Source organism: Bradyrhizobium sp. in8p8 (assembly GCF_000426845.1).
In the GTDB taxonomy this organism is placed as follows: domain Bacteria; phylum Pseudomonadota; class Alphaproteobacteria; order Rhizobiales; family Xanthobacteraceae; genus Bradyrhizobium; species Bradyrhizobium japonicum_C.
In genome coordinates this window covers 643,036-669,194 of record NZ_AUGD01000002.1, presented here as the reverse complement: position 1 = coordinate 669,194, position 26,159 = coordinate 643,036, and the positions used below count along the sequence as shown (strand labels likewise).

At 65.4% G+C, this 26,159-nt stretch carries 23 protein-coding genes; 15 read left to right on the top strand and 8 right to left on the bottom strand.

The window, feature by feature from the left end; genetic code table 11:
- Positions 1-121: 121 nt before the first annotated feature.
- The 7 genes from K408_RS0108700 to K408_RS0108670 all read left to right on the top strand — a co-directional run bounded on the left by K408_RS0108700 (position 122) and on the right by K408_RS0108670 (position 8,218).
- Positions 122-1,267: an isobutyryl-CoA dehydrogenase gene (locus K408_RS0108700; protein ID WP_024338216.1), complete on the top strand. Its 1,146-nt coding sequence runs from the start codon at positions 122-124 to the stop codon at positions 1,265-1,267.
- Positions 1,264-2,331, top strand: coding sequence for an enoyl-CoA hydratase/isomerase family protein (locus K408_RS0108695; RefSeq protein WP_024338215.1), 1,068 nt, complete (start codon positions 1,264-1,266; stop codon positions 2,329-2,331). Before K408_RS0108700 ends, K408_RS0108695 begins: the two co-directional genes overlap by 4 nt.
- A gap of 20 nt (positions 2,332-2,351) precedes the next feature.
- Positions 2,352-3,350 (top strand): 3-hydroxyisobutyrate dehydrogenase, encoded by a 999-nt coding sequence (mmsB, locus tag K408_RS0108690; protein ID WP_283805265.1) that lies wholly within the window; start codon positions 2,352-2,354, stop codon positions 3,348-3,350.
- Complete coding sequence (locus K408_RS0108685) at positions 3,350-5,068, top strand: AMP-binding protein (RefSeq protein ID WP_024338213.1); 1,719 nt, start codon at positions 3,350-3,352, stop codon at positions 5,066-5,068. Before mmsB ends, K408_RS0108685 begins: the two co-directional genes overlap by 1 nt.
- Before the next feature lie 74 nt (positions 5,069-5,142).
- The gene (locus tag K408_RS0108680) at positions 5,143-5,622 is read left to right on the top strand and encodes a MaoC family dehydratase (protein ID WP_024338212.1); all 480 of its coding nucleotides are present in this window, start codon (positions 5,143-5,145) and stop codon (positions 5,620-5,622) included.
- A gap of 272 nt (positions 5,623-5,894) precedes the next feature.
- The gene (locus K408_RS0108675; protein WP_024338211.1) at positions 5,895-6,812 is read left to right on the top strand and encodes an SDR family NAD(P)-dependent oxidoreductase; all 918 of its coding nucleotides are present in this window, start codon (positions 5,895-5,897) and stop codon (positions 6,810-6,812) included.
- A gap of 143 nt (positions 6,813-6,955) precedes the next feature.
- On the top strand, positions 6,956-8,218 hold the full coding sequence (locus K408_RS0108670) for a BaiN/RdsA family NAD(P)/FAD-dependent oxidoreductase (protein ID WP_024338210.1): 1,263 nt from the start codon (positions 6,956-6,958) through the stop codon (positions 8,216-8,218).
- A gap of 21 nt (positions 8,219-8,239) precedes the next feature.
- On the opposite strand, the gene K408_RS0108665 is transcribed toward K408_RS0108670, so the two are convergent.
- Genes K408_RS0108665 through K408_RS0108655 form a run of 3 tightly spaced genes read right to left on the bottom strand, consistent with a single transcriptional unit; the run spans position 8,240 to position 11,628 of the window.
- On the bottom strand, positions 8,240-9,319 hold the full coding sequence (locus K408_RS0108665; RefSeq protein ID WP_024338209.1) for a D-TA family PLP-dependent enzyme: 1,080 nt from the start codon (positions 9,317-9,319) through the stop codon (positions 8,240-8,242).
- Between the two features lie 3 nt (positions 9,320-9,322).
- Complete coding sequence (locus tag K408_RS0108660) at positions 9,323-11,134, bottom strand: ABC-F family ATP-binding cassette domain-containing protein (RefSeq protein WP_024338208.1); 1,812 nt, start codon at positions 11,132-11,134, stop codon at positions 9,323-9,325.
- Between the two features lie 2 nt (positions 11,135-11,136).
- Complete coding sequence (locus K408_RS0108655) at positions 11,137-11,628, bottom strand: YaiI/YqxD family protein (RefSeq protein ID WP_024338207.1); 492 nt, start codon at positions 11,626-11,628, stop codon at positions 11,137-11,139.
- Positions 11,629-11,732: 104 nt separating this feature from the next.
- On the opposite strand from K408_RS0108655, the gene K408_RS0108650 reads away from it, so the two are divergent.
- Positions 11,733-12,533: a hypothetical protein gene (locus K408_RS0108650; RefSeq protein WP_024338206.1), complete on the top strand. Its 801-nt coding sequence runs from the start codon at positions 11,733-11,735 to the stop codon at positions 12,531-12,533.
- 122 nt (positions 12,534-12,655) lie between these two features.
- Here the strand turns inward: K408_RS0108650 and K408_RS0108645 are convergent, their stop codons facing one another.
- Positions 12,656-15,028 (bottom strand): xanthine dehydrogenase family protein molybdopterin-binding subunit, encoded by a 2,373-nt coding sequence (locus tag K408_RS0108645; protein ID WP_024338205.1) that lies wholly within the window; start codon positions 15,026-15,028, stop codon positions 12,656-12,658.
- 209 nt (positions 15,029-15,237) lie between these two features.
- On the opposite strand from K408_RS0108645, the gene K408_RS0108640 reads away from it, so the two are divergent.
- Together K408_RS0108640 and K408_RS0108635 are read left to right on the top strand one after the other, a co-directional pair.
- Positions 15,238-16,311 (top strand): Ppx/GppA phosphatase family protein, encoded by a 1,074-nt coding sequence (locus tag K408_RS0108640; RefSeq protein ID WP_024338204.1) that lies wholly within the window; start codon positions 15,238-15,240, stop codon positions 16,309-16,311.
- A gap of 1 nt (position 16,312) precedes the next feature.
- Complete coding sequence (locus K408_RS0108635) at positions 16,313-16,999, top strand: RlmE family RNA methyltransferase (RefSeq protein ID WP_024338203.1); 687 nt, start codon at positions 16,313-16,315, stop codon at positions 16,997-16,999.
- A 21-nt stretch (positions 17,000-17,020) separates the two neighbouring features.
- Here K408_RS0108635 and K408_RS0108630 read toward each other — a convergent pair whose 3' ends face one another.
- Positions 17,021-18,511 (bottom strand): MFS transporter, encoded by a 1,491-nt coding sequence (locus tag K408_RS0108630; RefSeq protein ID WP_024338202.1) that lies wholly within the window; start codon positions 18,509-18,511, stop codon positions 17,021-17,023.
- A 415-nt stretch (positions 18,512-18,926) separates the two neighbouring features.
- On the opposite strand from K408_RS0108630, the gene guaB reads away from it, so the two are divergent.
- Positions 18,927-20,420 carry an IMP dehydrogenase gene (guaB, locus tag K408_RS0108625; RefSeq protein ID WP_024338201.1) on the top strand — a complete coding sequence of 498 codons (1,494 nt, stop codon included), beginning with the start codon at positions 18,927-18,929 and terminating at the stop codon, positions 20,418-20,420.
- Here the strand turns inward: guaB and K408_RS0108620 are convergent, their stop codons facing one another.
- Entirely contained in the window at positions 20,421-20,855 is a 435-nt protein-coding gene (locus K408_RS0108620) for a hypothetical protein (protein WP_035697906.1), read from the bottom strand. It lies immediately after the preceding gene.
- Positions 20,856-21,190: 335 nt separating this feature from the next.
- Here K408_RS0108620 and K408_RS0108615 point away from each other — a divergent pair, with 335 nt between their 5' ends.
- A complete protein-coding gene (locus K408_RS0108615; RefSeq protein WP_024338199.1) occupies positions 21,191-22,213 on the top strand; it encodes an NADPH-dependent curcumin/dihydrocurcumin reductase in 1,023 nt (340 codons plus the stop codon).
- Positions 22,214-22,382: 169 nt separating this feature from the next.
- Positions 22,383-22,676: a hypothetical protein gene (locus tag K408_RS0108610; protein ID WP_024338198.1), complete on the top strand. Its 294-nt coding sequence runs from the start codon at positions 22,383-22,385 to the stop codon at positions 22,674-22,676.
- Here the strand turns inward: K408_RS0108610 and K408_RS0108605 are convergent, their stop codons facing one another.
- Both K408_RS0108605 and K408_RS0108600 read right to left on the bottom strand, forming a co-directional pair.
- Positions 22,677-23,516 (bottom strand): metallophosphoesterase family protein, encoded by an 840-nt coding sequence (locus K408_RS0108605; protein WP_024338197.1) that lies wholly within the window; start codon positions 23,514-23,516, stop codon positions 22,677-22,679.
- 68 nt (positions 23,517-23,584) lie between these two features.
- Positions 23,585-24,199, bottom strand: coding sequence for a hypothetical protein (locus K408_RS0108600; RefSeq protein WP_024338196.1), 615 nt, complete (start codon positions 24,197-24,199; stop codon positions 23,585-23,587).
- A 155-nt stretch (positions 24,200-24,354) separates the two neighbouring features.
- On the opposite strand from K408_RS0108600, the gene K408_RS0108595 reads away from it, so the two are divergent.
- Entirely contained in the window at positions 24,355-24,777 is a 423-nt protein-coding gene (locus K408_RS0108595) for an MAPEG family protein (protein ID WP_024338195.1), read from the top strand.
- 28 nt (positions 24,778-24,805) lie between these two features.
- Positions 24,806-26,107: an RsmB/NOP family class I SAM-dependent RNA methyltransferase gene (locus tag K408_RS0108590; RefSeq protein ID WP_024338194.1), complete on the top strand. Its 1,302-nt coding sequence runs from the start codon at positions 24,806-24,808 to the stop codon at positions 26,105-26,107.
- The last annotated feature ends 52 nt before the right edge of the window (positions 26,108-26,159 follow it).

Here is a 26,159-nt window from a genome sequence, read left to right as displayed (position 1 = left end):
GTAGCCCAGCGCGTCATTGCGAGAGCGTAGCGACGAAGCAATCCAGAGTCTTTCTGAGGGGGCAGCGTGGATTGCTTTGCTGTGCTCTCGATGACGCTGGATAAGAGGGTAAGCGGCAACGATGCAGTTCGCTCTGAACGAAGATCAGATCGCGGTTCGCGACATGGCGCTCGCGTTCGCGGCGGAAAAAATCGCGCCGCATACGCTGCGCTGGGACGAGGAGAAGCATTTCCCCGTCGAGGTCATGCGCGAGGCCGCCACGCTCGGCATGGGCGGCATTTACATCCGCGACGATGTCGGCGGCTCCGGCATGACACGGTTCGATGCGGCGCTGATCTTCGAGGCGCTGGCGACGGGCTGCCCGACCACCTCGGCTTTCATCTCCATTCACAACATGGCGAGCTGGATGATCGATGCCTTCGGCAGCGACACCCAGCGGCACCAATGGCTGCCGAAGCTCTGCGCCATGGAGCTGATCGCGAGCTACTGCCTCACCGAGCCGGGCGCCGGCTCGGACGCCGCGGCATTGCGCACCCGCGCAGTGCGCGACGGTGACCATTACGTCCTCAACGGCCAGAAGCAGTTCATCTCGGGCGCCGGCGGCACCGACCTCCTGGTTGCGATGGTGCGAACCGGCGGCGACGGCCCCGGTGGCATCTCGACGCTCGTCATCGACGGCAAGACTCCGGGCGTCTCGTTCGGCGCCAACGAGCGCAAGATGGGCTGGAACGCGCAGCCGACCCGCGCGGTGATGTTCGAGAACGCCCGCGTGCCAGTCGCTAACCGGCTGAGCGAAGAGGGTATGGGCTTCAAGATCGCGATGGCCGGCCTCGACGGCGGCCGGCTCAACATCACGGCGTGCTCGCTCGGGGGTGCGCAGACCGCACTCGACAAGGCGCGCAGCTACATGAAAGAGCGCAAGGCGTTCGGAAAGCGGCTGGACGAATTCCAGGCGCTGCAGTTCCGCCTTGCGGACATGGCCATCGAGCTCGAAGCCGCCCGCACTTTCCTGTGGCGCGCAGCCGCGGCACTCGACCGGAAGGACCCCGACGCCACCATGCTCTGCGCGATGGCCAAGCGGTTCGGCACCGATGTGGGCTTCGAGGTCGCCAACCACGCGCTGCAGCTTCACGGCGGTTACGGTTACCTCAGCGAATACGGCATCGAGAAGATCGTGCGCGACCTGCGCGTGCACCAGATCCTCGAAGGCACCAACGAAATCATGCGTCTCATCGTGGCGCGCAAACTGATCGAGGGCGCCCGATGAGCGGAGTGGACGAGGGGGATCTCATCGTTCGCCGTGAGGGCGCAGCGGGGGTGATCCGGCTCAACCGGCCGAAGGCGCTCAATGCCATGACGCTGGAAATGTCCATCGGCATCGACGCGGCGCTCGACCGCTTCGAGAGCGATCCTGAGGTCGGGCTGATCATCCTGGAAGGCGCTGGCGAGCGGGGCCTCTGCGCCGGTGGCGACATCCGCGGCCTCTGGGAGAGCTCACGCGAAGGCGGCGATCTCGGTGCGCGGTTCTGGCGCCAGGAATACGTCATGAATGCACGGATCGCGAAGTATCCGAAGCCTTATGTGGCGTTCATGGATGGCCTCGTCATGGGTGGCGGTGTCGGTCTTTCCGGCCATGCCAGCCATCGTGTCGTGACGGATCGCACCAAGCTCGCAATGCCCGAAGTCGGGCTCGGCTTCTTCCCGGATGTCGGCGGCACCTGGCTCCTCTCGCGCTCGCCCGGCGAGATCGGCACCTATTTCGGCCTCACCGGCCAGACCATGAACGGGCCCGACGCGATCCACGCCAGGTTCGCGGACGCCGTGGTGCCAGTGGCCAAATGGCCGGAACTGCGCGAGGCGTTGGCCAAAGTTCGCCAAGGCGCGACCGCAGCCGATGTGACCAGGCTGATCGATGGTTTTGCAACGGGCGAGACCGCCGGGCCGGTTGCCGCGAAGCAGGCGACGATCGATGCGCTGTTCGGCTTCGACCGCATGGAGGACATCTTCGCGGCGCTCGCGCGCGACGGCTCCGAATTCGCGATGGCCACGCTCAAGACGCTCAACGAGAAGTCGCCGCGTGGCATGGTGGTGACGCTGAAGCTGTTGCGCCTCGCGCGCGCCGCATCGAGCCTGGAAGACTGCCTGGTTCGCGAATATCGCGCCGCGCTTGAAGTGTTCCGCAGCGACGATTTCCGCGAGGGCGTGCGCGCGGCCGTGATCGACAAGGACCGCAATCCGAGTTGGTCACCGCCGCGGATCGAGGATGTGACGCCGGAGATGCTTGCGCCGTATCTCGCCGAGATCGGCGCCGACGAGCTGAGGTTCAACTAGTGTGAAATCTCGTCAAATCGATGCGGAAGAATTCGGACCACCTCTCCCTGCCGGGGAGAGGTGGTTCCAAAGCTGCCAACTGTGCTGAATTTGAAATAGATCAGCGTCTCAAGCGGGAGGAAACGACAATGGCCACGATCGCATTCATCGGTCTCGGCAACATGGGTGGCCCGATGGCCGCCAATCTGGTCAAGGCCGGCCACAAGGTCGTGGCGTTCGACCTCGTCGAGGCCTCGCGCAATCAGGCCAAGGCCGATGGTGCCAGCGTTGCGGAAAGCGCATCAGGGGCCGTGAAGGGCGCCGAAGTCGTCGTCACCATGCTGCCGGCGGGCAAGCATGTGCTCGGCGTCTGGAACGAGGTCGTCCCCGCCATGACCAAGGGCGCGCTGATCATCGACAGCTCCACCATCGACGTCGAGAGCGCCAGGGCCGCGCATGCGCTAGCTGCCAAGCACGGCGTGCTCTCGGTCGACGCGCCCGTCTCCGGGGGGACCGGCGGCGCCAAGGGCGCAACGCTCACCTTCATGTGCGGCGGCGAAGAGAAGGCGTTCGCGGCCGCCAAACCGGTGCTCGAGAATATGGGCAAGAAGATCGTGCATTGCGGCGGTGCCGGCGCGGGTCAGGCGGCAAAGATCTGCAACAACATGATCCTCGGCGTCTCCATGATCGCGGTGAGCGAGGCTTTTGCCCTGGGCGAGAAGCTTGGCCTTTCGCATCAGGCGCTGTTCGATGTCGCCTCGACCTCGTCAGGCCAGTGCTGGTCGCTGACGACCTATTGCCCGGTGCCGGGCCCGGTGCCGACCTCGCCGGCGAACAACGACTACAAGCCGGGCTTTGCCTCGGCGCTGATGGTGAAGGATCTGACCTTGGCGCAGGACGCGGCGAAGGCTGCGGGCGCGGCGACGCCGCTCGGCAAGCATGCGCAGGAGATTTATCAGTCTTTCGACGCAGCCGGACAGGGCGGGGTGGATTTTTCCGGAATTATCAAGCACGTTAGGAGTCTGGCCGGGAAAGCTTGATGACGACATTTCAGGAAGCGCGCGCGTTTCTGCTAAAGCACCGCACGGATTACGAGGCAGCGGTCAAAGGATTCCGCTGGCCCGATCCGGCTCCTTTCAACTGGGCGCTCGACTGGTTCGACGCCGATCTGGCGGCGAATCCGGACAGCAAGGATCGTGCTGCGCTCTGGATCGTCGACGCCGCGCAGGACAAGCAGACCAAGCTCTCCTTCGCGGCGCTCTCGAAGCGCTCGAACCAGGTCGCGAATTTCCTCCGTGCGCAAGGGCTCAGGCGCGGCGATCACCTCTTGCTGCTGCTCGGCAACGTGGTTCCGCTCTGGGAGACGATGCTGGCGGCGATGAAGCTCGGCGTTGTCGTGATCCCAGCGACCACGCTGCTGACCGCCAACGAACTTCGCGACCGGCTCGATCGCGGCAAGGCGAAAGCGGTGGTGGCGGCCGAGGACCAGGTGGCCAAGTTCGCGAGCCTTGGTACCGAGAATGTCGTCCGCATCGTGGTCGGCGCGGCGCCCGATGGATGGCTGACCTATGACGAGGCAGCGAAAGCCGCGGAGAGTTTCACGCCTGACGGTCCGACCAATGCCGACGACCCGATGCTGCTTTATTTCACTTCAGGCACCACGGCAAAGCCAAAGCTGGTGCGGCACAGCCAGCGCAGCTATCCCGTCGGCCATCTCTCCACCATGTACTGGATCGGATTGAAGCCCGGCGACATCCACCTCAACATCTCCTCGCCCGGCTGGGCCAAGCACGCCTGGAGCTGCTTCTTCGCGCCTTGGAACGCGGGTGCGACCGTGTTCGTGGTCAACCAGCCGCGCTTCGATGCCAAGGCGCTGCTCGCCACCATCGGCCGCTGCGGCGTCACCACGCTGTGCGCGCCGCCGACGGTGTGGCGGCTGTTCATCCAGGAGAACCTGGCCTCGTTCAAGGTGGCCCTGCGCGAGGTCTGCGGCGCCGGCGAACCGCTGAACCCGGAGGTGATCGATCAGGTGCGGGCGGCCTGGGGGCTCACCATCCGTGACGGATATGGCCAGACCGAAACCACGGCGCTTGCCGGCAACTCGCCCGGCCAGAAGATCAAGGTCGGCTCGATGGGCCGGCCGCTGCCGGGCTATCGCGTGCAGATCAGCGATGCCGACGGCAATCCGGCGAAGGAAGGCGAGGTCACGCTGATGCTGGGCGCCGATCGTCCCGCCGGCTTGATGCAGGGCTATCAGGGCGACGACGGCAAGCTGTCTGGCGCCGAAGGCGAGCTCTATCGCAGCGGCGACGTGGTCTTCGAAGACGACGAGGGCTATCTCACCTTCGTCGGCCGCGCCGACGACGTGTTCAAATCATCGGATTACCGCATCAGTCCGTTCGAGCTCGAGAGCGTGCTGCTCGAGCATGAGCTGGTCGCGGAAGCGGCGGTGGTGCCGAGCCCCGACCCGATTCGGCTCGCCATCCCAAAGGCCTTCGTGCTGCTGACGTCGGGCACGGAGCGTTCACCCGAGACCGCGCTCTCCATCTTCAAACATCTTCACACGCGCCTTGCGCCATTCAAGCGCATCCGTCGTCTCGAAATCGTAACCGAGCTGCCGAAGACGATCTCGGGAAAGATCCGTCGCGTCCAGCTACGACGGCTGGAGCGCGACAATGATCGCGACGATCCGCTGCGCGGCCGGGAATTCCGCGAGGAGGATTTCCCGGAGCTGTCAAAGATTCGGGGCGAAAGCTAGGTGAACGAAGAGAGCGCGTCATTCCGGGGCGATGCGCAGCATCGAACCCGGAATGACAGTGGTTGGAGTCATGAATGAACGAAGTCTGGAAGAAGCCGCCCATCACGCTCGAGGCCTATCAGGCCATGGTCGGCAAGGAGATCGGCGTGTCGTCGTGGCACCTGATCGACCAACCCCGTATCGACACCTATGCCGACGTGATCGAGGATCACCAGTTCATCCACGTCGATCCGGAACGCGCGAAGAGAGAGACCGCGTTCGGCACTACCATCGCGCACGGCTTTCTCACGATGTCGCTGCTGTCGATCATGTCCTACGAGGTGATGCCGGTGATCGCCGGCACCACGATGGGCGTGAACTACGGCTTCGACAAGCTGCGTTTCATCTCGCCAGTGCGCGCGGGCAAGCGCGTGCGCGGCCGCTTCGTGCTGGCGGAAGCGAAGCTCCGCAAGCCCAACGAATTGCAGTCCCGCACCAACGTCACTGTGGAGATCGAAGGCGAGGACAAGCCCGCGCTCGTCGCCGACTGGCTCGGCCTGATCTATTTCGCGTAAGTCCCGGCCGGGCTTGACCCGGTCCTCCATCGCTGCTCAAAAAGCCGGTCAAATCGCGCTCGGTGCCCCCTCTGCCCTTGTGGGAGAGGGTGGCTTCGCGGAACGCGAAGCCGGGTGAGGGGTGTCTCTCCACGAACTCGGCTGCCGAGAGATACCCTCATCCGGCGCCGTAGCCGACGCTACGCGTCGGCGTCCATTTTAGGTACGGCGGCCGTAGGCCGCCGATGGCCACCTTCTCCCACAAGGGGAGAAGGAAGAAAGGAAGCACACTCATGGCAATCAGGTTCGACGGACGCGTCGCCATCGTCACCGGCGCGGGCAATGGTCTCGGCAAGGCGCACGCGCTGGGGTTGGCCAGCCGCGGCGCCAAGGTCGTGGTCAACGATTTCGGCGGCGCGCGTGACGGCACCGGCGGCTCGCTGTCGCCGGCGGAGGCGGTGGTTGAGGAGATCCGCAAAGCGGGTGGCACCGCGATGGCCGACGGCGCGGACGTGTCGAATTTCGAGCAGGTCACCGCCATGGTCGAGCGCGCCACCAAGGAATGGGGCAGCGTCGATCTTCTCTGCGCCAATGCCGGCATCCTCCGCGACAAATCGTTCGGCAAGATGGAGGTGGCCGATTTCCAGAAGGTGCTCGACGTGCATCTCGTCGGCACCTTCTATTGCTGCAAGGCGGCCTGGGCCGGCATGCGCGATCGCAATTACGGCCGCATCGTGCTGACGACGTCGTCCTCGGGGCTCTACGGCAATTTCGGCCAGGCCAATTACGGCGCGGCGAAATCCGGCATGGTTGGCCTGATGAACGTGCTGGCCGAGGAAGGCCGCAAGAACAACATTCGCGTCAACATCATCTCGCCCACCGCGGCAACCCGCATGACCGAAGAGCTGCTGCCGCCGCAGGCGCTGCAATTGATGAAGCCGAACGCGATCACGCCGGCGGTCGAGTACATGCTGAGCGAGGACGCGCCGACCCGCACCATCATGGGTGCCGGCGCCGGCTCGTTCGCCGTGATCAAGATATTGGAGAGCGAGGGCATCAACCTGCCGGAATCCGAATGGACTCCGGACGCGGTGGCCGCGCATTTCGCCGAGATCAGCGACATGTCGAAGGCGAGGGCGTTGACGGGTGCCTTCGAGCAGACGCAGAAATATGTGGCGCAAGCCGCGGCAAGGGCGGGCATCAAGCTGTAGTTTTCCGTCATTCCGGGGCGCCCGAAGGGCGAGCCCCGGAATCCGTCCTGCCACCGCCTCTGCCGCCCAATGGATTCCGGGCACGCGCGAGGCGCGCCCCGGAATGACGAGCTAGACGCGAGGACCTGGCCTGGACTCCCGCTATGACATCACCTGACAACCACGTCGCCATCATCGGCGCCGGTCCCGCCGGGCTGATGGCTGCGGAGGTGCTGGCGCAGGGCGGCATCCGCGTCACCGTCTATGACGCCATGCCATCGGCAGGCCGCAAATTCCTGATGGCCGGCCGCGGCGGCCTCAATCTCACCCACAGCGAGCCGTTGCCGCAGTTCATGGCGCGCTATCGCGAGGCGGCGCCGAAGCTGCACGCGGCGATCGCCGCGTTCCCTCCGGACGCGCTACGCACCTGGAGCGAGGCGCTGGGCGAGCCGACCTTCATCGGCACCAGCGGCCGCGTGTTTCCGAAGGCGTTCAAGGCCTCGCCCTTGCTGCGCGCCTGGCTGCGGCGGCTCGATGCCGCCGGCGTGCGCTTTGCGTTTCGTCATCGCTGGATCGGGTGGGACGACGAGGGGAGGCTGGCGTTTCAAACGATCGATGGCACGAAGGCTGTCACTGCCGACGCCACCGTGCTGGCGCTCGGTGGTGCAAGCTGGCCGCGGCTGGGCTCGGACGGCGGCTGGGCGAGCATCCTGGCCGACAGAGGCATCGCCATCTCGCCGCTTCGGCCCGCCAATTCCGGCTTCACAGTTAGCTGGTCCGACGTCTTCCGCGCGCGCTTCGAGGGGCAGCCGCTCAAGGGGATCGCGCTGAGCTTCGGTCTGCACAGGCTTCGCGGCGAGGCTGTTGTCACGCAGTCCGGCATCGAGGGCGGCGTGATCTATGCGCTGTCAGCCGAACTGCGCGAGGCGATCGCCGTGAAGCACGAGGCGGTGCTGCACGTCGCCTTGCGCCCGGACATCGATCAGCTCGAGCTTGCCAGACGCCTGTCCGCACCGCGCGGCAAGCAATCGCTCTCCAACTTCCTGCGCAAGGCTGTGCAGCTTTCGCCCGTCGCCGTCGGGCTGTTGCAGGAAGCCACGATCAATGCAGGCCAGTCGTTGTCGACGATGTCGCCGGAACGATTGGCGGAGTTCATCAACGCCGTGCCGATCAAGCTGACCGGGGTGGCGCCGATTGCGCGCGCGATATCGAGTGCCGGCGGCATCTCGTTCGATGAGCTCGATGCTGATTACATGATCCGCAAGCTGCCCGGCGTGTTCGCCGCCGGCGAGATGCTGGACTGGGAAGCGCCGACCGGCGGCTATCTGCTCCAGTCGTCCTTTGCGACCGGTGCCGCCGCGGGCAGGGGCGCGCTGGAGTGGCTGAAGCGCTACTTACCGTCATTGCGGGCGAGTTCCTCGCAATGACGGTCGCGAAGCAGAGGGCGCCTACCGCAGCTTCCCCCTTGCTGCCACCGGCAGCGTGCCGATGATCTCTTCGCCGCGCACCATCACCACTTCGTCCATCATGTTGACGACCACGCAGACATGGTTCGGCACGATGCGAACGACATCGCCCACATTGGGGCGGGTGTTGCTGCGGGAGAGGTCGAGGAAGCCGTGCTCCTCGGCGAACTTCGCGATTTTCGCTTCGGGGTGCTCGAGGATCAGGCCGTGACCATCGAGGCCGCCGGTATCTGTCGTCAGCGTCTTCGAGCCGGCATCGAGGATGCCGCGCTCGGGCGCGGCGCGGCTCACCACGGTGGAATAGATGTGCAGCGCGCAGTCGTCCCAGCTGGCGACGCCGGCCGCCACCTGCATGCGGTCGTTATAAATATAGGTGCCGAAGCGGTGCTCGGTGCCGCCCTTCAGCTTGCCGAGATTCTTCAGGTTCGGCGTGCCTCCGGTGGAGACGATCTTGGCATCCAGCCCGTGTGCCCGCACGCCGGCCAATGCTTCGTCGTAAAACTTCTGCGCCTCGGCCCAGCCGGTCTCGGTCGGATACAGCATGAAGCCGGCAAACTCGAGTCCCTTCGACCCCGCGATCTCACGCGCCAGCGCAATCGCTTCGGCCGGCGTCTCGACACCTGCACGCTTGCGGCCTGTGTCGCATTCGACCACGACCGAGAGCGTACGCCCTGATGTCGCCGCTGCCTTGGGCAACCCCGCGACGACCGTGGAATTGTCGGCAGCGACCGTCATTTTGGCCTTCGTCTGCAATGCAGCCAGCCGCGCCATCTTCTCCTCGCCGAGGAGATTATAGCTGATCAGGATGTCGTCGATGCCGGCATTGGCCATGATTTCGGCCTCGCCGAGCTTCTGGCAGGTGATGCCCTTGGCTCCGGCCGCGACCTGCATCTTGGCGATGGTCGGGTTCTTGTGCGTCTTGATGTGAGGACGGTTGGCGACTCCCGCATCGTCGCAGGCCTTCTGAATCCGCGCGATGTTGCGCTCGACCCGGTCCAAATCGATGACCGCGCAGGGCGTGCCGTATTCACGGGCGATCTTTGCGGCGAGGGACGTCGTCATGATCTAAGCCTGCTCTATCTCTTCGCGAAGCATTTCAAGTTCGAGCCAGCGCTCCTCGGCGGCGGACAGTTCTTCGTGCGCCTTGGCGATGGCGGCCGATGTATCGTCGAATGTCTTGCGATCCTTGGCATAGAGGTTGGGATCGTCCAGCACGCGCTGCAGCCTTGCAATGTCGGCCTGCAACGTCTCCATCTTCTTCGGCAGCGTTTCCAGCGCGTGCTTCTCGTTGAAGCTCAGCTTCCGTTTGGGAGCGGATGCGGGAGCAGCCGGCCGCTCCTCTTTCTTCTCCGCCACCGGCTGGGCCTTCGCCGTCTCGCGCTTCAGGTCGGCGCCGCGCTGCACCAGCATGTCGCTGTAGCCGCCGGCATATTCGATCCACCTGCCGTTGCCCTCGGGTGCGATCACGGAGGTGACGACGCGGTCGAGGAAGTCGCGATCGTGGCTGATCAGGATGACCGTGCCGTCATAGTCGCCGAGCATCTCCTCGAGCACGTCGAGGGTCTCCAGATCGAGATCGTTGGTCGGCTCGTCGAGCACCAGGAGGTTCGAGGGCTTTGCCAGTGCGCGGGCCAGCATCAGCCGGCCGCGCTCGCCGCCCGAGAGCACTTCGAGCGGCGTGCCGCGTTGCTCCTGCGCGAACAGGAAGTCTTTCATGTAGCCCACCACATGCTTCGGCTTGCCGCCGACCATGATGTGATCGCCGCGACCGCCGGTGAGGGCTTCCGCCAGCGTCGACTTGGGATCGAGGCTTTCACGGTGCTGGTCGAGCGTTGCCATCTCCAGATTGGCTCCCAGCCGCACCGTGCCGGAATCAGGCTGCATCGCGCCGGTCAGCAGATTGACAAGGGTGGTCTTGCCGGCCCCATTCGGGCCGATGATGCCGAGCCGGTCGCCGCGCTGGATCCGGGTCGAGAAATTGTCGACGATCTTGCGCTCGCCATAGGTCTTGCTGATGCCCTTGGCCTCGATCACGAGCTTGCCGGATTGCTCCGCTTCCGCTGCAGCGAGGTTGGCGCTGCCGGCGGTGCCGCGATAGTTGCGGCGCTGGTCGCGTAGCGCATGCAGATTGGCGAGGCGCTTGACGTTGCGCTTGCGGCGGCCGGAAACGCCGTGGCGGAGCCAATGCTCCTCGTCGACGATCTTGCGGTCGAGCTTGTGCTGGTCGCGCTCCTCCTCCGCGAGCACCTCATCGCGCCAGGCCTCGAACGAGGCGAAGCCGCGGTCGATCTGCTTGATCTTGCCGCGGTCGAGCCAGGCGGTGGAGCGGGAGAGATTGGTGAGGAAGCGACGGTCGTGGCTGATGATCACCAGCGCGCTGCGGCGGCTGTCGAGCTCCTGCTCCAGCCACTCGATGGTGGAGAGATCGAGGTGGTTGGTCGGCTCGTCCAGCAGCAGGATGTCGGGCGAGGGCGCCAGCACATAGGCCAGCGCTGCGCGGCGCGCCTCGCCGCCGGAGAGATTGTGCGGGTTCTCCTCGCCGGTGAGTCCGAGCTGCTCGAGGAGATAGCGCGCCTGGTGCTGGTCGTCCCCGGGCGCGAGCCCGGACTCGACATAGGCGAGCGTGGTCTCGTGCTCGCCGAAATCCGGCTCCTGCGGCAGATAGCGAACAGTGGCGCCGGGCTGCACGAAGCGCGTGCCGCCGTCGGGCTCGACGAGGCCGGCAGCGATTTTGAGCAGCGTCGATTTGCCGGAGCCGTTGCGGCCGATCAGGCAGACCCGTTCACTCGGGGCGACGTTGAGCTCGACGCCCGACAGCAGCGGCGTGCCGCCGAAGGTCAACCTGATGTCTTTCAGCTGGATCAGCGGCGGCGCCATGATCAACCCCGACTCGTGGCCGTCGCATCAGCGCGGCGGCGGGCGATCCGGCGCAGCGTCTGGTCGAGTGCCGAGAGGAAAGCGGAACGGTCGCGCGGCGCGAACGATCGAGGCCCGCCGGTGACTTCGCCGGCCGAGCGCAGATCGGTCATCAGATTGCGAACCGCGAGCGTCATTCCAATCGACTCTTCCGTGAATGGTTTGCCGTTCGGCGCGATCACGTCGGCGCCCGCCTTGACGCAGCGGCTCGCCAGCGGGATGTCCGAGGTCACGACGATGTCGCCGGGTCTGGCGCGCTCGGCGATCCAGTCGTCGGCCGCGTCCATGCCGGCGCCTGCGGCGATGCGCTCGATCGATGGGTCCTGCGGCACCCGAATGAAATTGCCGGCGACGACGCTCACCGGCACACCGTGCCGGAGCGCGACGCGATAGATCTCGTCCTTCACCGGACAGGCGTCGGCGTCGACATAGATGCGGGTGGGGGTGTCGCTCATTCGCCGCGTGGTACCCCATCCGGGCCGCAAAGGCGAGGGGATTGACCGCTGTTCCCGGGGGCTTACGATCCACCCTGAAACAAGAATATGGGGAACGCCAAACCATGCCGAACCGGCTCGAAACCTACCGCGTCGAGGCCTACAACACCGCCAAACAATCCGAAAATAAGATGCACGACGATACCGTGGCCCGCCGCTTCGGCTTTTCCGGCGGGCTGGTCCCGGGCGTCGACGTCTTCGCCTACATGATGCACGTGCCGACCGTTCGCTGGGGGCGGGACTTCCTGTCGCGCGGGCTGATCGAGGCGCGCTTCATCAAGCCCGTCTATGACGGCGAGACCGCCGACGTGGACGCGATGGAGCACAACGACCTGCTCACGATCGAGGTGTTCAGCCGCACCGAGCTGTGCGCCACGGGGACGGCGTCGCTGCCGGCGGCTGCGCCGGCCGTCTCGCTGAGCGACTATGTTGCGGTCCCAGCCGTCGCCGAGCGCACGCCGGTCAGCCCCGCGACGTTCGAAACGGGCAAATGGTTCGGCACAACACCCCGACGCTGGGCCGGGCAGGACGCCGCTGATTATCTTGCGGACATCAGGGAGTTCGATCCGATCTTCGCGCGCGAGGGGCTTGGCCATCCCGGCCTGATCCAGCGGGTGATGAACCGCGTGCTGGTCGACAACACCATCCTGGGCCCGTGGATTCACGTCGGCAGCCGCATGCAGCTGTTGTCGGCGGCGCGCGTCGGTGACGAGATCAGTGCGCGCGCCAAGGTCACTGCGAACTACGAAAAGAAGGGCCACCGCTTCGTCGAGTTCGACGCCCTCGTCGTCGCCAACGGCACGACGCCGCTCGCTCATTGCCAGCACACCGCGATCTACCAGCCGCGCGAGCAGGCGGCAGCGTAGGTGTTGACTGTCATTCCGGGGCGGTCCGCGAGGACCGAACCCGGAATCTCGAGGTTCTCAGGTGCGCAAGGTGCGCACCGTAGTTCGATGCGTTGCATCGCCCCGGAACGACGAATCCACCCTTACGCCGCCTTGGCCTTCGCCTCCTGGATCGCGCGCCACACGCGCTCGGGGGTCAGCGGCATGTCAATGTGCTTGATGCCGTACTCGGACAGCGCATCGATCACGGCGTTCACCACCGTCGACAGGCTGCCGGCGCAACCGGCTTCGCCGCAGCCCTTGCTGCCGAGCGGATTGGTCGTGGCCGGCACCGGGTGGTCGCCGACGGTCATGTTCGGCACGTCCTCGGCGCGTGGCAGGGCGTAATCCATCAACGAGCCCGTGATCGGCTGGCCGCTCTCGTCGTAGCGGACATGCTCCATCAGCGCCTGGCCGATGCCTTGGACCACGCCGCCATGGAGCTGGCCCGCGACCAGCATCGGGTTGATCACCGTGCCGAAATCGTTGACCGCGCTGTAGCGCACGATCTGCACCACGCCGGTCTCGGGATCGATCTCGACCTCGGCGACGTGGCAGCCGTTCGGGAATGCGGAGGCGATCGGTTCGCTGGTGTGATCGACGTCGAGCGTATCAGGCACGCCCTCCGGCACCTTGCCGTCATGCAGTTTCTTGGCCAGCTCCATGATGTCGATGCTGCGATCGGTGCCCGCGATCGTGAACCTGCCATCGGCGAATTCGATGTCGGCCTCGGACGCTTCGAGCATATGCGCCGCAGCGCGCTTGCCTTTCTCGATGACCAGCTTTGCCGCGCCAACGATGGCCTGGCCGCTCGCCATGATCGAGCGCGAGCCGCCGGTGCCGTTGCCGGTGTGCACGATGTCGCTGTCGCCCTGCACCAGCTTGATGCTGTCGAAGGGCACCCCCAATTGCGCGCTCAGCACCTGCGCGAACGGCGTGGCATGGCCCTGGCCATAGTCGAGCGTGCCGGTGATGAGCTGCACGGTGCCGTCGGCGTCGAACACGATCTTGCCCAGCTCGGGGCTCGGCGGCGCCGTGACCTCGAGATAGGAACCGACCGCGATGCCGCGCAGCTTGCCGGCCTTCCTGCTTTCCTTCTTGCGCTTGGCGAAATTCTCGTGGTCGGAGATTTCGAGCGCCTTGTTGAATACGGCCTGGAAGTCGCCGCTGTCATAGGTGACACCGGAGGAGGCCGCGAACGGGATCTGGTTCGGCTTGATGAAGTTGCGCTTGCGCAAGGCCAGCCGGTCGATGCCCATCTCGTCGGCGGCGCGGTCGATCAGGCGTTCCATGTAGTAGTTCGCCTCGGGCCGGCCGGCGCCGCGATAGGCGCCCATCAACGTGGTGTTGGTGAGCACCACCTTGATGTCGACGGCCATCAGCGGCGTGCGATAGACGCTGGAAAAATTCTTGCCGGTGTTGAGCGAGAGCGGGCCCGGCGCAACGCCGGTGATGTAGGCGCCGAGATTGCCATAACCGGAAAGCTTCGCCGCGAGGAAATGCCCGTCGGCATCGAGCGCGAGCTCGGCATGGATCTTCTGCGCACGGCCATGGCTGTCGGAGAGGAAGGCGGTCGAGCGTTCATCGAGCCATTTCACCGGGCGGCCCAGCGTCTTGGCCGCGTAAAGGATGCACATATATTCCGGATAGTTGATGTTCTTCATGCCGAAGGAGCCGCCGACATTGGCGGTGAGGATGCGAACCTTCTCGTTCGGCACTTTCAAGTTCTTGGCGAGATTGGTGCGGTTGCCGGCCACGCCTTGCGTCGGCACCTGAAGCGTGTAGCGCTCGGTCTTCTTGTCATAGGAGGCAAGACCGACGCGCGGCTCCATCGAGACCACGGCGACACGGGTGTTCTCGATGTCGAGCTTGGTCACATGAGCGGCGCTGGCAAAAGCGGCGTTCACCTTCTCCGTGTCGCCATAATGATAGTCGAGCGCCACGTTGTTGGGGATGTGGTCGTAAAGCTGCGGCGCGCCGGGCCTGGAAGCTTCCTCAGGATCAGTCACCGCGGGCAGCGGCTCGATATCGAGCTCGACCGCCTCGGCCGCATCACGCGCCTGTGCCAGCGTCTCTGCGACAACGAAGGCGACGGGATCGCCGACGAAGCGGACCTTGTCGGTCGCGAGCGGCTGGCGGTTGGTCTGGCGCAGGGGCGAGCCGTCACGGCTCTTCAGGGGCAGGCCGCAGGTGAAGGGGCCGTAGCCGGCGGCATCGAGATCTTTCCCGGTCCATACCCCCAGCACGCCCGGCATCGCCTTGGCGGCCTCGATGCCGATCCCACGAATGACGCCATGGGCATGGGTGGAGCGGACGACCACGGCATAGGCCTGGCCCGGCAGGTTGAAATCGTCGGTGTAGCGGCCCTTGCCGCGCACCAGCGTGTCGTCCTCCTTCCGGCGGACCGGTTGTCCGACGCCGTACTTTTGCAGTGCAATAGCGTTCTCGAGCGTGGTCGATTTGGTGTGTTCTTGCATGGAATTGACCTGAAAAACCGGCATTTGCGCATTTTCGCGGCAGCAGGGCACCGGACCTCTCTCAGATAACCCACGCCCCCGTTCACGACAACGCACGAATGGGCATGGTCCCATGTGATGCGTTGTTGCGCAGGCCTGCCGCGCTGCTAATGTTTCAAGCGAAAAATCAATTCCAGACCGGCCAGATTGGCCGCGGAAAGACAGTTTGTATGAATGACCACACGCGGCTCGGTGACGGCCATGGGCCGCACGGCGAGCTGGAGGGGTCGATGGCGGCGGTGGCGTTGGCCACCAAACCTTCCATCCCCGCACAGGCGGCGGGAACCGGCGTCTATGCGGCGCTGGACCTCGGCACCAACAATTGCAGACTGCTGATTGCCTGTCCGACCCAGGACGGTTTTCGCGTGGTCGATTCCTTCTCGCGCATCATCCGGCTCGGCGAAGGGGTCTCGGCGACGGGGTGCATCAGCGAAGCTGCGATCGAGCGCGCCATCGCGGCGCTCAGCATCTGCCGCGACAAGATCAATCTGCGGAAGGCGCGGCGGTTGCGGCTGATCGCGACCGAGGCCTGCCGCGCGGCCTCGAACGCGGAGGGTTTTCGCAGCCGCGTTGCCGCCGAGACCGGCATCGAGCTCGAGGTGATCGACCGCGAGACCGAAGCCGCGCTCGCCGTGCTCGGCTGCTCGCCGCTGATCGATCCCAGAGGACGCGGCGCGATCCTGTTCGACATCGGCGGCGGCTCGACGGAGCTGGTGCGGATCGAGCGCGATCCCGCAGATCCGGAACCGCGCATCAAGGCCTGGATGTCGATTCCCTACGGTGTGGTCACGCTCGCCGAGCAGTTCGGCGGTCGGGACGTGACGCCCGGGATCTATGCCGCGATGGAGCAGGAGGTCGCCAGCCATGTCGCGCCGTTCGCAGAAGAGCACGGTCGCGAGCTCGCCGACATGCATCTGCTCGGCACGTCGGGCACGGTGACGACGCTCGCCGGCATTCACCTCAATCTCGCCCGCTACGACCGGCGCCGCATCGACAGCATCTGGATGAACGACGCCGACATCACCGCGACCATCAGCAAGCTGCTGGGCATGAGCTACGAGGAGCGCGCCGCCAACAGCTGCATCAGCGTCGAGCGCGCCGATCTCGTGCTGGCCGGCTGCGCCATCCTCGATGCCATCCGGCGCGCCTTTCCGCTGCCGCGCCTGCGCGTTGCCGACCGCGGCCTGCGCGAGGGCATGCTGGTCGAGATGATGCGCGAGGACGGCGCGCTCAGGAGCTGGTGACATGGCCAAGGACACCACCGGCCGCTTGCACGTCCAGGTCAAGACCGGCGGCAAGCGCAAACTGTCGTCGAAGCTGTGGCTGGAGCGGCAGCTCAATGATCCCTATGTCGCCAAGGCCAAGGCAGCCGGCTATCGCTCGCGCGCGGCTTTCAAGCTCCTCGAGATCGATGACAAGTATCGGCTGTTGAAACCCGGCATGGCCGTGGTCGATCTCGGCGCCGCGCCGGGGGGCTGGAGTCAGATCGCGGCCAAGCGCGTCGGCTCGACGGAGGGCAAGGGCAAGGTCGTCGCCATCGATCTGTTGGAGATGCCCGAGATTCCCGGCGTCGATTTCGCGCAGCTCGATTTCATGGACAATGATGCCCCCGACAAGCTCACCGCGATGCTCGGCGGCAAGGCCGATGTCGTGATGTCCGACATGGCCGCCAACACGACCGGACACCGCAAGACCGACCAGCTCCGCATCGTCGGCCTGGTCGAGACCGCGGCTGCGTTTGCCCGCGATGTGCTCAAGCCGGGCGGCACGTTCCTCGCCAAGACGTTCCAGAGCGGCGCCGATGCCGACCTGCTCGCCCAGCTCAAACGCGATTTTGCAGCGGTGCGCCACGTCAAGCCGGCGGCGAGCCGGCAGGATTCCTCGGAACGCTACGTGCTGGCGACGGGGTTTCGGGGCGGGGAAACGGCGTAGCCGCAAGCTACAGGGACTGCGCTACCCCAGCCGCTGATCCCGCACGTCCTGCGTATCCTCCGACGCCGCCTTGACCGCCGCCTTCTCGGCACCCTTGCCCGCGCCCTTGCGGCTGGCGATCTCGACCGCCTTTCGGCCGGAGATCTCGTGGCCGGCATCGGCGGGCATCTGCCAGAAGAACCAGCTGGACGCCGCCGAGGCCAGCGCGACCACGACGAAAGCCGGCGCGAACACGGTGGCGTTGAGCTCGCTGACATGACTGAACCACATCGTCGTCTCGACGCAGGCCGCACCGAGCGCGACGCCCGCGGAGACCGCCAGCTGCTGGTTGACGCTGACGAGCGTCGTGGCGCGGCTCATCTGCGCGGTCTCGACCTCGGCATAGGCCACCGTGTTGATCGCGGTGAACTCCAGCGAGCGGAAGAAGCCGCCGACCACCAGGATGACCATGATGATGAGCAGCGGCGTCGTCACCGTGAACAGGGCGCAGACGCCGAGGAAGAAGGCGCTGATGATCGCATTCACCGTCATCAGGTTGCGGAAGCCGAAGGTGCGGATGATCCGCGCCGCCAGCGTCTTCATTCCCATGGCTCCTAACGAGGAGGCAAAGGTGACGAGACCCGAATGGAACGGCGAGAGGCCGAAACCGATCTGCATCAGCAGCGGCAGCAGGAAAGGCAGTGCGCCGATACCGAGCCGGAACAGGAAGCCGCCCAACACGGCCGCCCGCAGCGTCGGCAGCCTCAGAAGCGAAAAATCCAGCACGGGCGACCCGGTGCGCCGCGCGTGAATGACGTAGAGCGTCATCGAGATCGCACCACCTGCGATCAACGCGGCAACCGTGCTCCAGGGCAACAGGTTGAGACCGGCAACCGACAGGCCGAAGGCGATACCCGCGAGGCCGATGCCCGCGAGCACCATGCCATAGAGATCGAACGGCTCGCGTTCCTCGCTCTTGATGGGATCGATGTAGCGCAGCGCCATGAAGATGCCGAGCAACCCGATCGGGATGTTGATCAGGAAGATCCAGTGCCAGGATGCGTAGGTCGTGATGAAGCCGCCGAGCGGCGGTCCGATCACGGGGCCGATGAGGGCGGGGACGGTGACCCAGGCCATCGCATTGACCAGCGCGCTCTTGTCGACCGAGCGCAGCAGCACGAGGCGCCCGACCGGTGTCATCATCGCCCCGCCCATGCCCTGCAGGATGCGCGCGAACACGAAGTCGGTGACCGAGGTCGAGAGCGCGCAACCGACCGAGCCGACCATGAACACACCGACCGCGATCGCGAACACCATCCGCGCCCCGAACCGATCGGCGGTCCAGCCGCTCGCCGGGATGAACACCGCGAGGGATAGAAGATAGGACGTGATCGCGAGCTTCAGCGTCAGCGGGCTGGTGCCGATGTCGGCGGCGATCGCCGGCAGCGAAGTGGCGATGACAGTGGAATCCATGTTCTCCATGAAGAGAGCAGTGGCCACGATCAGCGGAATGACGCGTTGCTTGTCGACCATGAGGATCGGTAACGAAAATCGGAAAGGACGGGTGCAGTTTGCGGCTTAACACCGCCGCCCGGCGGCGACCATCGCTGATCGGCGCATGGCACCTAAACCCTGCGTGAAAACGGTGTGACTCTGCGCCTCCGTCATTCTGGGGCCGCCGCTTCCGCTCTCTCATCGTTCCCGGGCATGCTCCGGAATGACGGTCAGGGTGCTGTCGCGTGGGGCCGAGATCGCCGATTCCGGCTCAAAAAACCCTGTGCATGGCTGGCCAGCGGCCCGAATTGCTTTGATTCGTCACGCGGCCGTGCTATCGACCCGCGTCAACCCCACCGATGGGCTCCGATTCTCAAGGCGATGCCGCAAGGTTCGCCGTGGGCGGCGCTCATCCATAAGCATTTGCGGCAGGGCCGCAGGAAGGAGTTGGCAAATGGCCACGGTGCAACTTCAGGGCATCCGCGAAGCCTTTACGTTCGACGACGTGCTGTTGAAGCCGGGCCTGTCCGACGTCATGCCGGGCGAGGTCGACATCCGTTCCCGCGTCACCCGCGCCATTCCGCTCAACATTCCGATCATGGCCTCCGCCATGGACACGGTCACCGAGGCCCGCATGGCGATCGCCATGGCGCAGTCCGGCGGCCTTGGCGTCATCCACCGCAATTTCGATCCGGAAGGGCAAGCTGCTCAGGTCCGCCAGGTCAAGCGCTACGAGTCGGGCATGGTGGTGAACCCGCTCACCATCAGCCCCGACGCCACGCTCGAGGACGCGCTGAAGCTGATGAGCGATCACGGCATCTCCGGCATTCCCGTCGTCACCGGCGCCGGCAAGTCCACGCCCGGCAAGCTGGTGGGCATCCTCACCAACCGTGATGTGCGCTTTGCGACCAATCGCCAGCAAAAGATCTCCGAGCTGATGACGCACGAAAACCTCGTTACGGTCCGGGAGAATGTCAGCCAGGACGAGGCGCGGCGGATGCTGCATCAGCATCGCATCGAGAAGCTTCTCGTCGTCGACGACCAATATCGCTGCGTCGGCCTCATCACCGTGAAGGACATGGAGAAGGCGGTCGCCCATCCGCTCGCCTGCAAGGACGCCCAGGGGCGCCTGCGTGTTGCCGCCGCCACCACCGTCGGCGACAGCGGTTTCGAGCGCACCGAGCGACTGATCGATGCCGGCGTCGACCTCGTCGTCGTCGATACCGCGCACGGCCATTCCCGTCATGTGCTGCATGCGGTGAACCGCATCAAGCGCCTGTCGAACTCCGTCCAAGTCGTCGCCGGCAACGTCGCCACCACGGAAGGCGCGCAGGCGCTGATCGATGCGGGGGCCGATTGCATCAAGGTCGGCATCGGCCCGGGCTCGATCTGCACCACGCGCATCGTCGCCGGCGTGGGCGTTCCCCAGCTCACTGCGATCATGGATGCGGTGGAAGCGGCGAAGAAGGCCGACATTCCCGTCATCGCCGACGGCGGCATCAAGTTCTCCGGCGACCTTGCCAAGGCGCTCGCCGCCGGTGCCGACATCGCGATGGTCGGCTCGCTGCTGGCGGGTACCGACGAGACGCCCGGCGAAGTATTCTTGTGGCAGGGCCGTTCCTACAAGGCCTATCGCGGCATGGGCTCGGTCGGTGCGATGGCGCGCGGCTCGGCCGACCGCTATTTCCAGCAGGACATCAAGGACACGCTCAAGCTCGTCCCTGAAGGCATTGAGGGCCAGGTACCCTACAAGGGCGCTGTCGGCCACGTCATGCACCAGCTCGCCGGCGGCTTGCGCGCCGCGATGGGCTATGTCGGTGCGCGCGACATGAAGGAGCTGCACGAGAAAGCCCAGTTCGTCCGCATCACCGGCGCCGGCCTCCGCGAAAGCCACGTCCACGACGTCACGATCACGCGCGAGAGCCCGAACTATCCGGGCGGGGGTTAGTTACGCCGACGCAACGCCATGTGATGGGATCGGCGGAGCCGAGTCATTCAGCTTCGCCGCATCCGGTCGCTTGCTGTTCATCAGCGACCAGATCAGCGCAACGGGCGTCGCCAGGACTGCCCACAGCGCTTGGCCGTCGAGGCTGACCCAGCTGTTGACGGTTATGCCGGCGAGGCAGAGCAGAGACGTCACGAAGGCCAGGAAATTCAACAGGTAGATAAACAAAACGCAGGGGTGACTGAGAAAGAGCGCGATCCACGTTGGCAGGAAGAGGAGAGCAAAACCTGCGAGATAATGTGCCGCCTCACCGAGATTAGGGGTGTCGTCAGCGAACCACGCCGAGAGCACCGGGCCGATCGCAAAGATCAGGACCGGAAAGGACGCCAGGGCGGCCGTGACTTTCCAAGCCATGCTCTTCGTTGCTGCGAGACCCATTTGCCCGATCTGCTGCCTCAGCGATGTCATTTCCTGTCCAATTTTCGTTTTGGATGTTGATCTCTTTGGCAACGCCGCTGTGCACGGCAGAGGCGAGGTGGTCTCTCTCGTGCACCCTAGACTGGTGGGGTGATCACGGCCCTAATTCGCCGCTTAAAATTCTAACGAAGGATGGCGCCGGTCGCGTTCCCTCTCGTGCCCCGGACGCGGCGCAGCACCGCGTCCGGGACGCGAGAGATGCGCGTGTCGAAACGTCACTAAACTCCACCGCTTTTGTGTTGACGCGCCGCTCCGCCTCCGCTTCCGTTCGCGCCGAAACACAATTCGGAGGAAGCATGTCCCAAGGCAAACGCATCGTTCTCGCCGCACGTCCCGTCGGCGAACCCAAGCCGTCTGATTTTCGCCTGGAGGAATTCGCTGTTCCGACGCCGGGGCCGGGCGAGGTCCTGCTGCGCACGATCTGGCTGTCGCTCGATCCCTACATGCGGGGGCGCATGAGCGAGGGGCCGTCCTACGCAGCTCCGGTGCCGGTCGGCGGGGTGATGGAAGGCGAGGCGGTCAGCGAAGTCGCGGCGTCCAACAATCCCGATTTCGCAGTCGGCGACATCGTGCGCATCCGCTCGGGATGGCAGACCCATGCGATCTCGAACGGGAAGGGCCTGATCAAGGTCGATCCCAAGCTCGGTCCGATCTCGACCTCCATCGGCGTGCTCGGCATGCCCGGCATGACTGCCTATACGGGTCTGCTCGACATCGGCAAGCCGCAACCCGGCGAGACCGTCGTCGTTGCCGGCGCTTCTGGCGCGGTCGGCTCCGCGGTGGGCCAGATCGCCAGGATCAAGGGCGCCCGCGCGGTCGGCATCGCCGGCGGCAAGGACAAGTGCGACTACGTCGTGAAGGAACTCGGCTTCGATGCCTGCATCGATCACCGCGATCCCGATCTCGCCGCCAAGCTCAAGGACGCCTGCCCCAAGGGCATCGACGTCTACTTCGAGAATGTCGGCGGCGCCGTGTTCGAGGCGGTCTTCCCGCTGCTCAATCCGTTCGCGCGTGTGCCGGTCTGCGGCCTCATCGCCCATTACAACGACACCGAGGCCAAGCCGCCGAAATGGGCCGCGAGCCTGATGCGCGCGACCCTGACCAAGCGGCTGACGTTCCGCGGCTTCATCGTGTCCGACTTCGCCGCCCGCCATGGCGACTTCCTGCGCGACATGTCGACCTGGGTCCGCGAGGGTAAGGTCAAGTACAAGGAATTCGTCACCGAAGGCCTGGAGAGTGCGCCGGGCGCGTTCATCGGCCTGCTGAAGGGAGCCAATTTTGGCAAGCAGCTGGTGCGCGTCGGACCGGACAAGGCTTAGCGCGACATCGGCCAGGTCTCACGTGCTTCCGTGCCAAGCTGGCTCGTGGGATGGTTAAGAAAGAGTCACCAAATGGTCACACCTGCCCGCAAAAACCGCAGGTGTGACCGCCTGTTCGTTGACGGTTCGACGAAGGCATTGAATCATCGCGCATATTTTAGGTGCTGCGATGTTCGAGATCAGTATTTTCTGCGTAATCCTCCTGGCCGCCGGCTATTGGGCGACCATGTTCATCATGGGCCGTCGCGACGACGTCATCCATGGCAGGTTCGTGCACACGGAGGAGGAGGGCGATTTCACGCCGGCCGCGATGCCCGCGCCACCGCCGTTTCCGAAGCGTCCGGTGAAAGCTGCGCAGTCCGCTGGTATTCAGCCAGTCGGCACCGAGGCCAAGCCCGTGAACAGCGAGGCGCTGCAATCCCTGCTCGCCGCGATCCAGCAGGATCTCAAGAGCGTCGCTTAGTCACTGCTCGCCCATCTGGGCAAGCAATTCCTCAATATCGACATCGCGCTGGCCCGCCGCCCTGACGTGTCGGACCTCGAGACTGTCGGGCTGGAAGCGGTATTCGACGAGGCCGACTTCCTTGACCGCGATGCGGTCCTGCCGCTTATCGTTGATGACGAAGCCCGCTGACGGCGCCCAGACGTGGCGGGTGTGGCGCCAGGTGAAGTCGCGGCGCTGGTGCACGTGGCCGCTGGCGACCAGACGCAAGTCGACCTTCCCGAACATCTCGATCAGCCGCGCTCGCGCCGGCTGCGGCACGTAGCGGATCGACGTCTCCGGCGTCTCGGGGTCGTCGGGCTGGTTGAGAAACAGCGGCTTGTGCAGGAACAGCGCGACCGGCCCGCCGTTCGTGCGCGAAATCTCGGAGGCGAGCCAATCGAACTGCTGGGCCTCGAAAGGCAGCCCCGAGTTCATCACCAGAGAATTGAGGCCGATGAAGCGCCAGCCACAGGCCTCGAACGACCAATGGTCTTCGCCGATGATCTCGCAAAACTGCCCGCGATGCGCCTCGTTGACCGGAGGCTTCGGCGCCGGACCGATCGTCGTCGGATTGTCGCCGATATCGTGATTGCCGGGGAGATAGCGGCAGGAAACGGGCAGCGCGTCGTGCAAGCCCTTCGCGAATTCGACGTCGTCGCGGCTTGTCGGCCCGTCGAACGAGACGTCGCCGGTGTTGACGACCAGGTCGGGCCTGCCGGCGTCGATGTGGTCGCCGATCGCCTCGAAGTTGGCGATCAGGCCGGGAAAGCGCCGGCCGAGATGGGTGTCGGAAATCTGGGTGAGGCGAAATTCGGGCATGCGACCATCCTAGCCGCGGCCGCGCGTCGGAACGATGACGGCGTAGGTGGGATCGCGACGAACAAAGTTTAAAGCACGCGGTAGCGGATCGTGTAGCCGTCCTGCGGTGCGACCGCGCCGGCGAGCGGCGATGCGATTCGGTCGGCCAGATGCCAGGGACCGAACTGCTCGGAGCGATGCGGTTGCGCCGGCAGACGCAGGCGGAATTCGAACGTGCCCTTGCCGGGCAGGTTCACGACCAGGACGCGGTCGGCCGTGCGGTGGTTGAGCGCCACCGCGCCGCGCAGCACCGCCCGCCCGTCGGCAAGATCCCGCACGCCATCGACCAGCGCCAGGGTCTGGTTGCGATCGGTGTGCAGCTCGATCTGGCTGTCGGTGACCGCCGCCAGCATCTCCCGCGGCATGCGGATCTCGAATTCGATGGCGGGCTTGGACGGATTGAGGCCGAGATAAGCAAGCGCCGCGTGGCGCATGTCGTAGGCGGCAAAGGCGAACAAGGCGAGTGCAGCGAACGCAGCCAGGCCATGCCGGGCGACATCGCGCCAAGTTCGATAGCTCAGGCGGAAGTACACCGTCATGGCCAGCGCGACCGCCAGCGCCGTCGCGATGCCCGATAGCGCAGACATCAGAATGCCGAGCTGGCCGCTGGCGGATGCGGTGAAGAGGCTGGACAAGGTGTTCATGGCGCCATCTCGCGTCGGGCCCAAGCGGCCGAAATCGCTTCAACTATCGGCGGTTGGTCGCCGAAGCGGGAACGGCGGTTCAAGTCGTTCATTGTCAGCGCCAAGAGTCGCCGCTAATGACGGGCGGCGGCATTTCGCCTCCCGGGAAAGTTCCGATGTCCGTTCAAATGGTCCTGCTGCCGGTCTTCGTGCAGGTCGCTCTCACCTTCGCGCTTCTGATCGGGATGGTCATGGCGCGCCGCAAGACGCTGGTCGCGGGGGAGACCAAGATCCGCGACATTGCGCTGGGCGAGCCGAACTGGCCGAAGGGCGCCACACAGATCGCCAATTGCTACCGCAACCAGTTCGAGCTGCCGGTGCTGTTCTACGTCCTGATCGCACTGGCATTGCCGCTCCGCCGCGCCGATCTCTTCATCGTGCTGATGTCCTGGGTGTTCGTGGTGACGCGCTTTGCCCACGCGGGTGTTTTCGTCTCCTCGAACGATCTGGGCCGCCGCTCCACCGTGTGGCTCGCCGGCGTGCTGGTACTGCTGGCGATGTGGATCTACTTCGCGCTGAAGCTTCTGCTGCTGATCTAGGCGCTCCGCGCCCTTCGAAAGAATTCAAATGACACCCGCTGCACGGCTGTCCGCAGCCATCGAACTGATCGACACCATCGAGAGGGACCGCGTGCCCGCCGCCAAGGCACTGAAGGAGTGGGGCACCGCGCACCGCTTCGCCGGTTCCGGCGACCGCGCCGCGATTGCCGGCCTCGTCTGGGACGTGCTGCGCCGCTACGCCTCGAGCGCATTCCTGATGGATTCCGATACCGCGCGGGCTAGGCTGATCGGCATGCTCCGCCTCGAGCGCAACATGGATACGGCCACCATGGCCGCGCTGTTCGACGGCAGCCGGTTTGCGCCGGCGCCGCTGACCGAGGCCGAGCAGGCCGCGCTCGCCTCGCGCTCCCTCAAGGACGCGCCCTCGGCGATCGCCGGCGATTACCCCGAATGGCTCGACCCGCATCTTGCAAAAGTATTCGGCGAGACCCGCGCCGCGGAAGCCGCCGCGATGGCCAGTCGGGCCCCGCTCGATTTGCGCGTCAACACGCTAAAGTCCAATCGCGACAAGGTGCTGCGCGCGCTTGCTCATCTTCATGCGAAACCGACGCCCTGGTCCGCAACCGGCGTGCGCATCGAGCTTTCGGCCGATGCGCGCAATCCCGGCATCCAGGCGGAAGAGGATTTCATCAAGGGCGCAATTGAAGTGCAGGATGAGGGATCGCAGCTTGCGGCCCAGCTCACCGCGGCAAAACCCGGCGAGCAGGTGATCGATCTCTGCGCCGGCGCCGGCGGCAAGACACTGGCGCTCGCCGCCCTCATTCAGGGCAAGGGCCGGCTGATCGCGACCGACCGCGACAAGCGCCAGCTCGCGCCGATCCATGAGCGGCTGTCGCGGGCCGGCGTCCACAACGCCGACGTCCGCACGCCCAAGGGCGAGGCGGATCCGCTGGCCGATATCCGAGGCACAGCCGACCTCGTCGTGATCGACGCCCCCTGCACGGGAACCGGCACCTGGCGTCGCAACCCCGACGCCAAATGGCGGATGCGCCCGGGCGCGCTGGAGATCCGCCTGCGCGACCAGGCCGAGGTGCTGGAGCGGGCGGTGCCGCTGGTTAAGGCTGGCGGGCGCATCGCCTACATCACTTGCTCGGTGCTTTCGGAGGAGAACGGGGAGCAGGTAAGGGCGTTCACCGCACGCCATCCCGAATTCGCGGTCGTCCCCCCCGAGCAGACCGCGAGCGTGCTCTGGGACAAGGCGGAAGCTTTTGGCGAGGCCGCGCTGAAGTCGACGGAAGGCTGGCTGATGACGCCGCGGCGGACGGGGACGGACGGGTTTTTCGTGTCGGTGCTGAGGAAAATCGGCTAAGTGGTCCTCAGTAGTCATTCCGGGGCTCGTCCTGCGGAGCGCTCCGGATTGA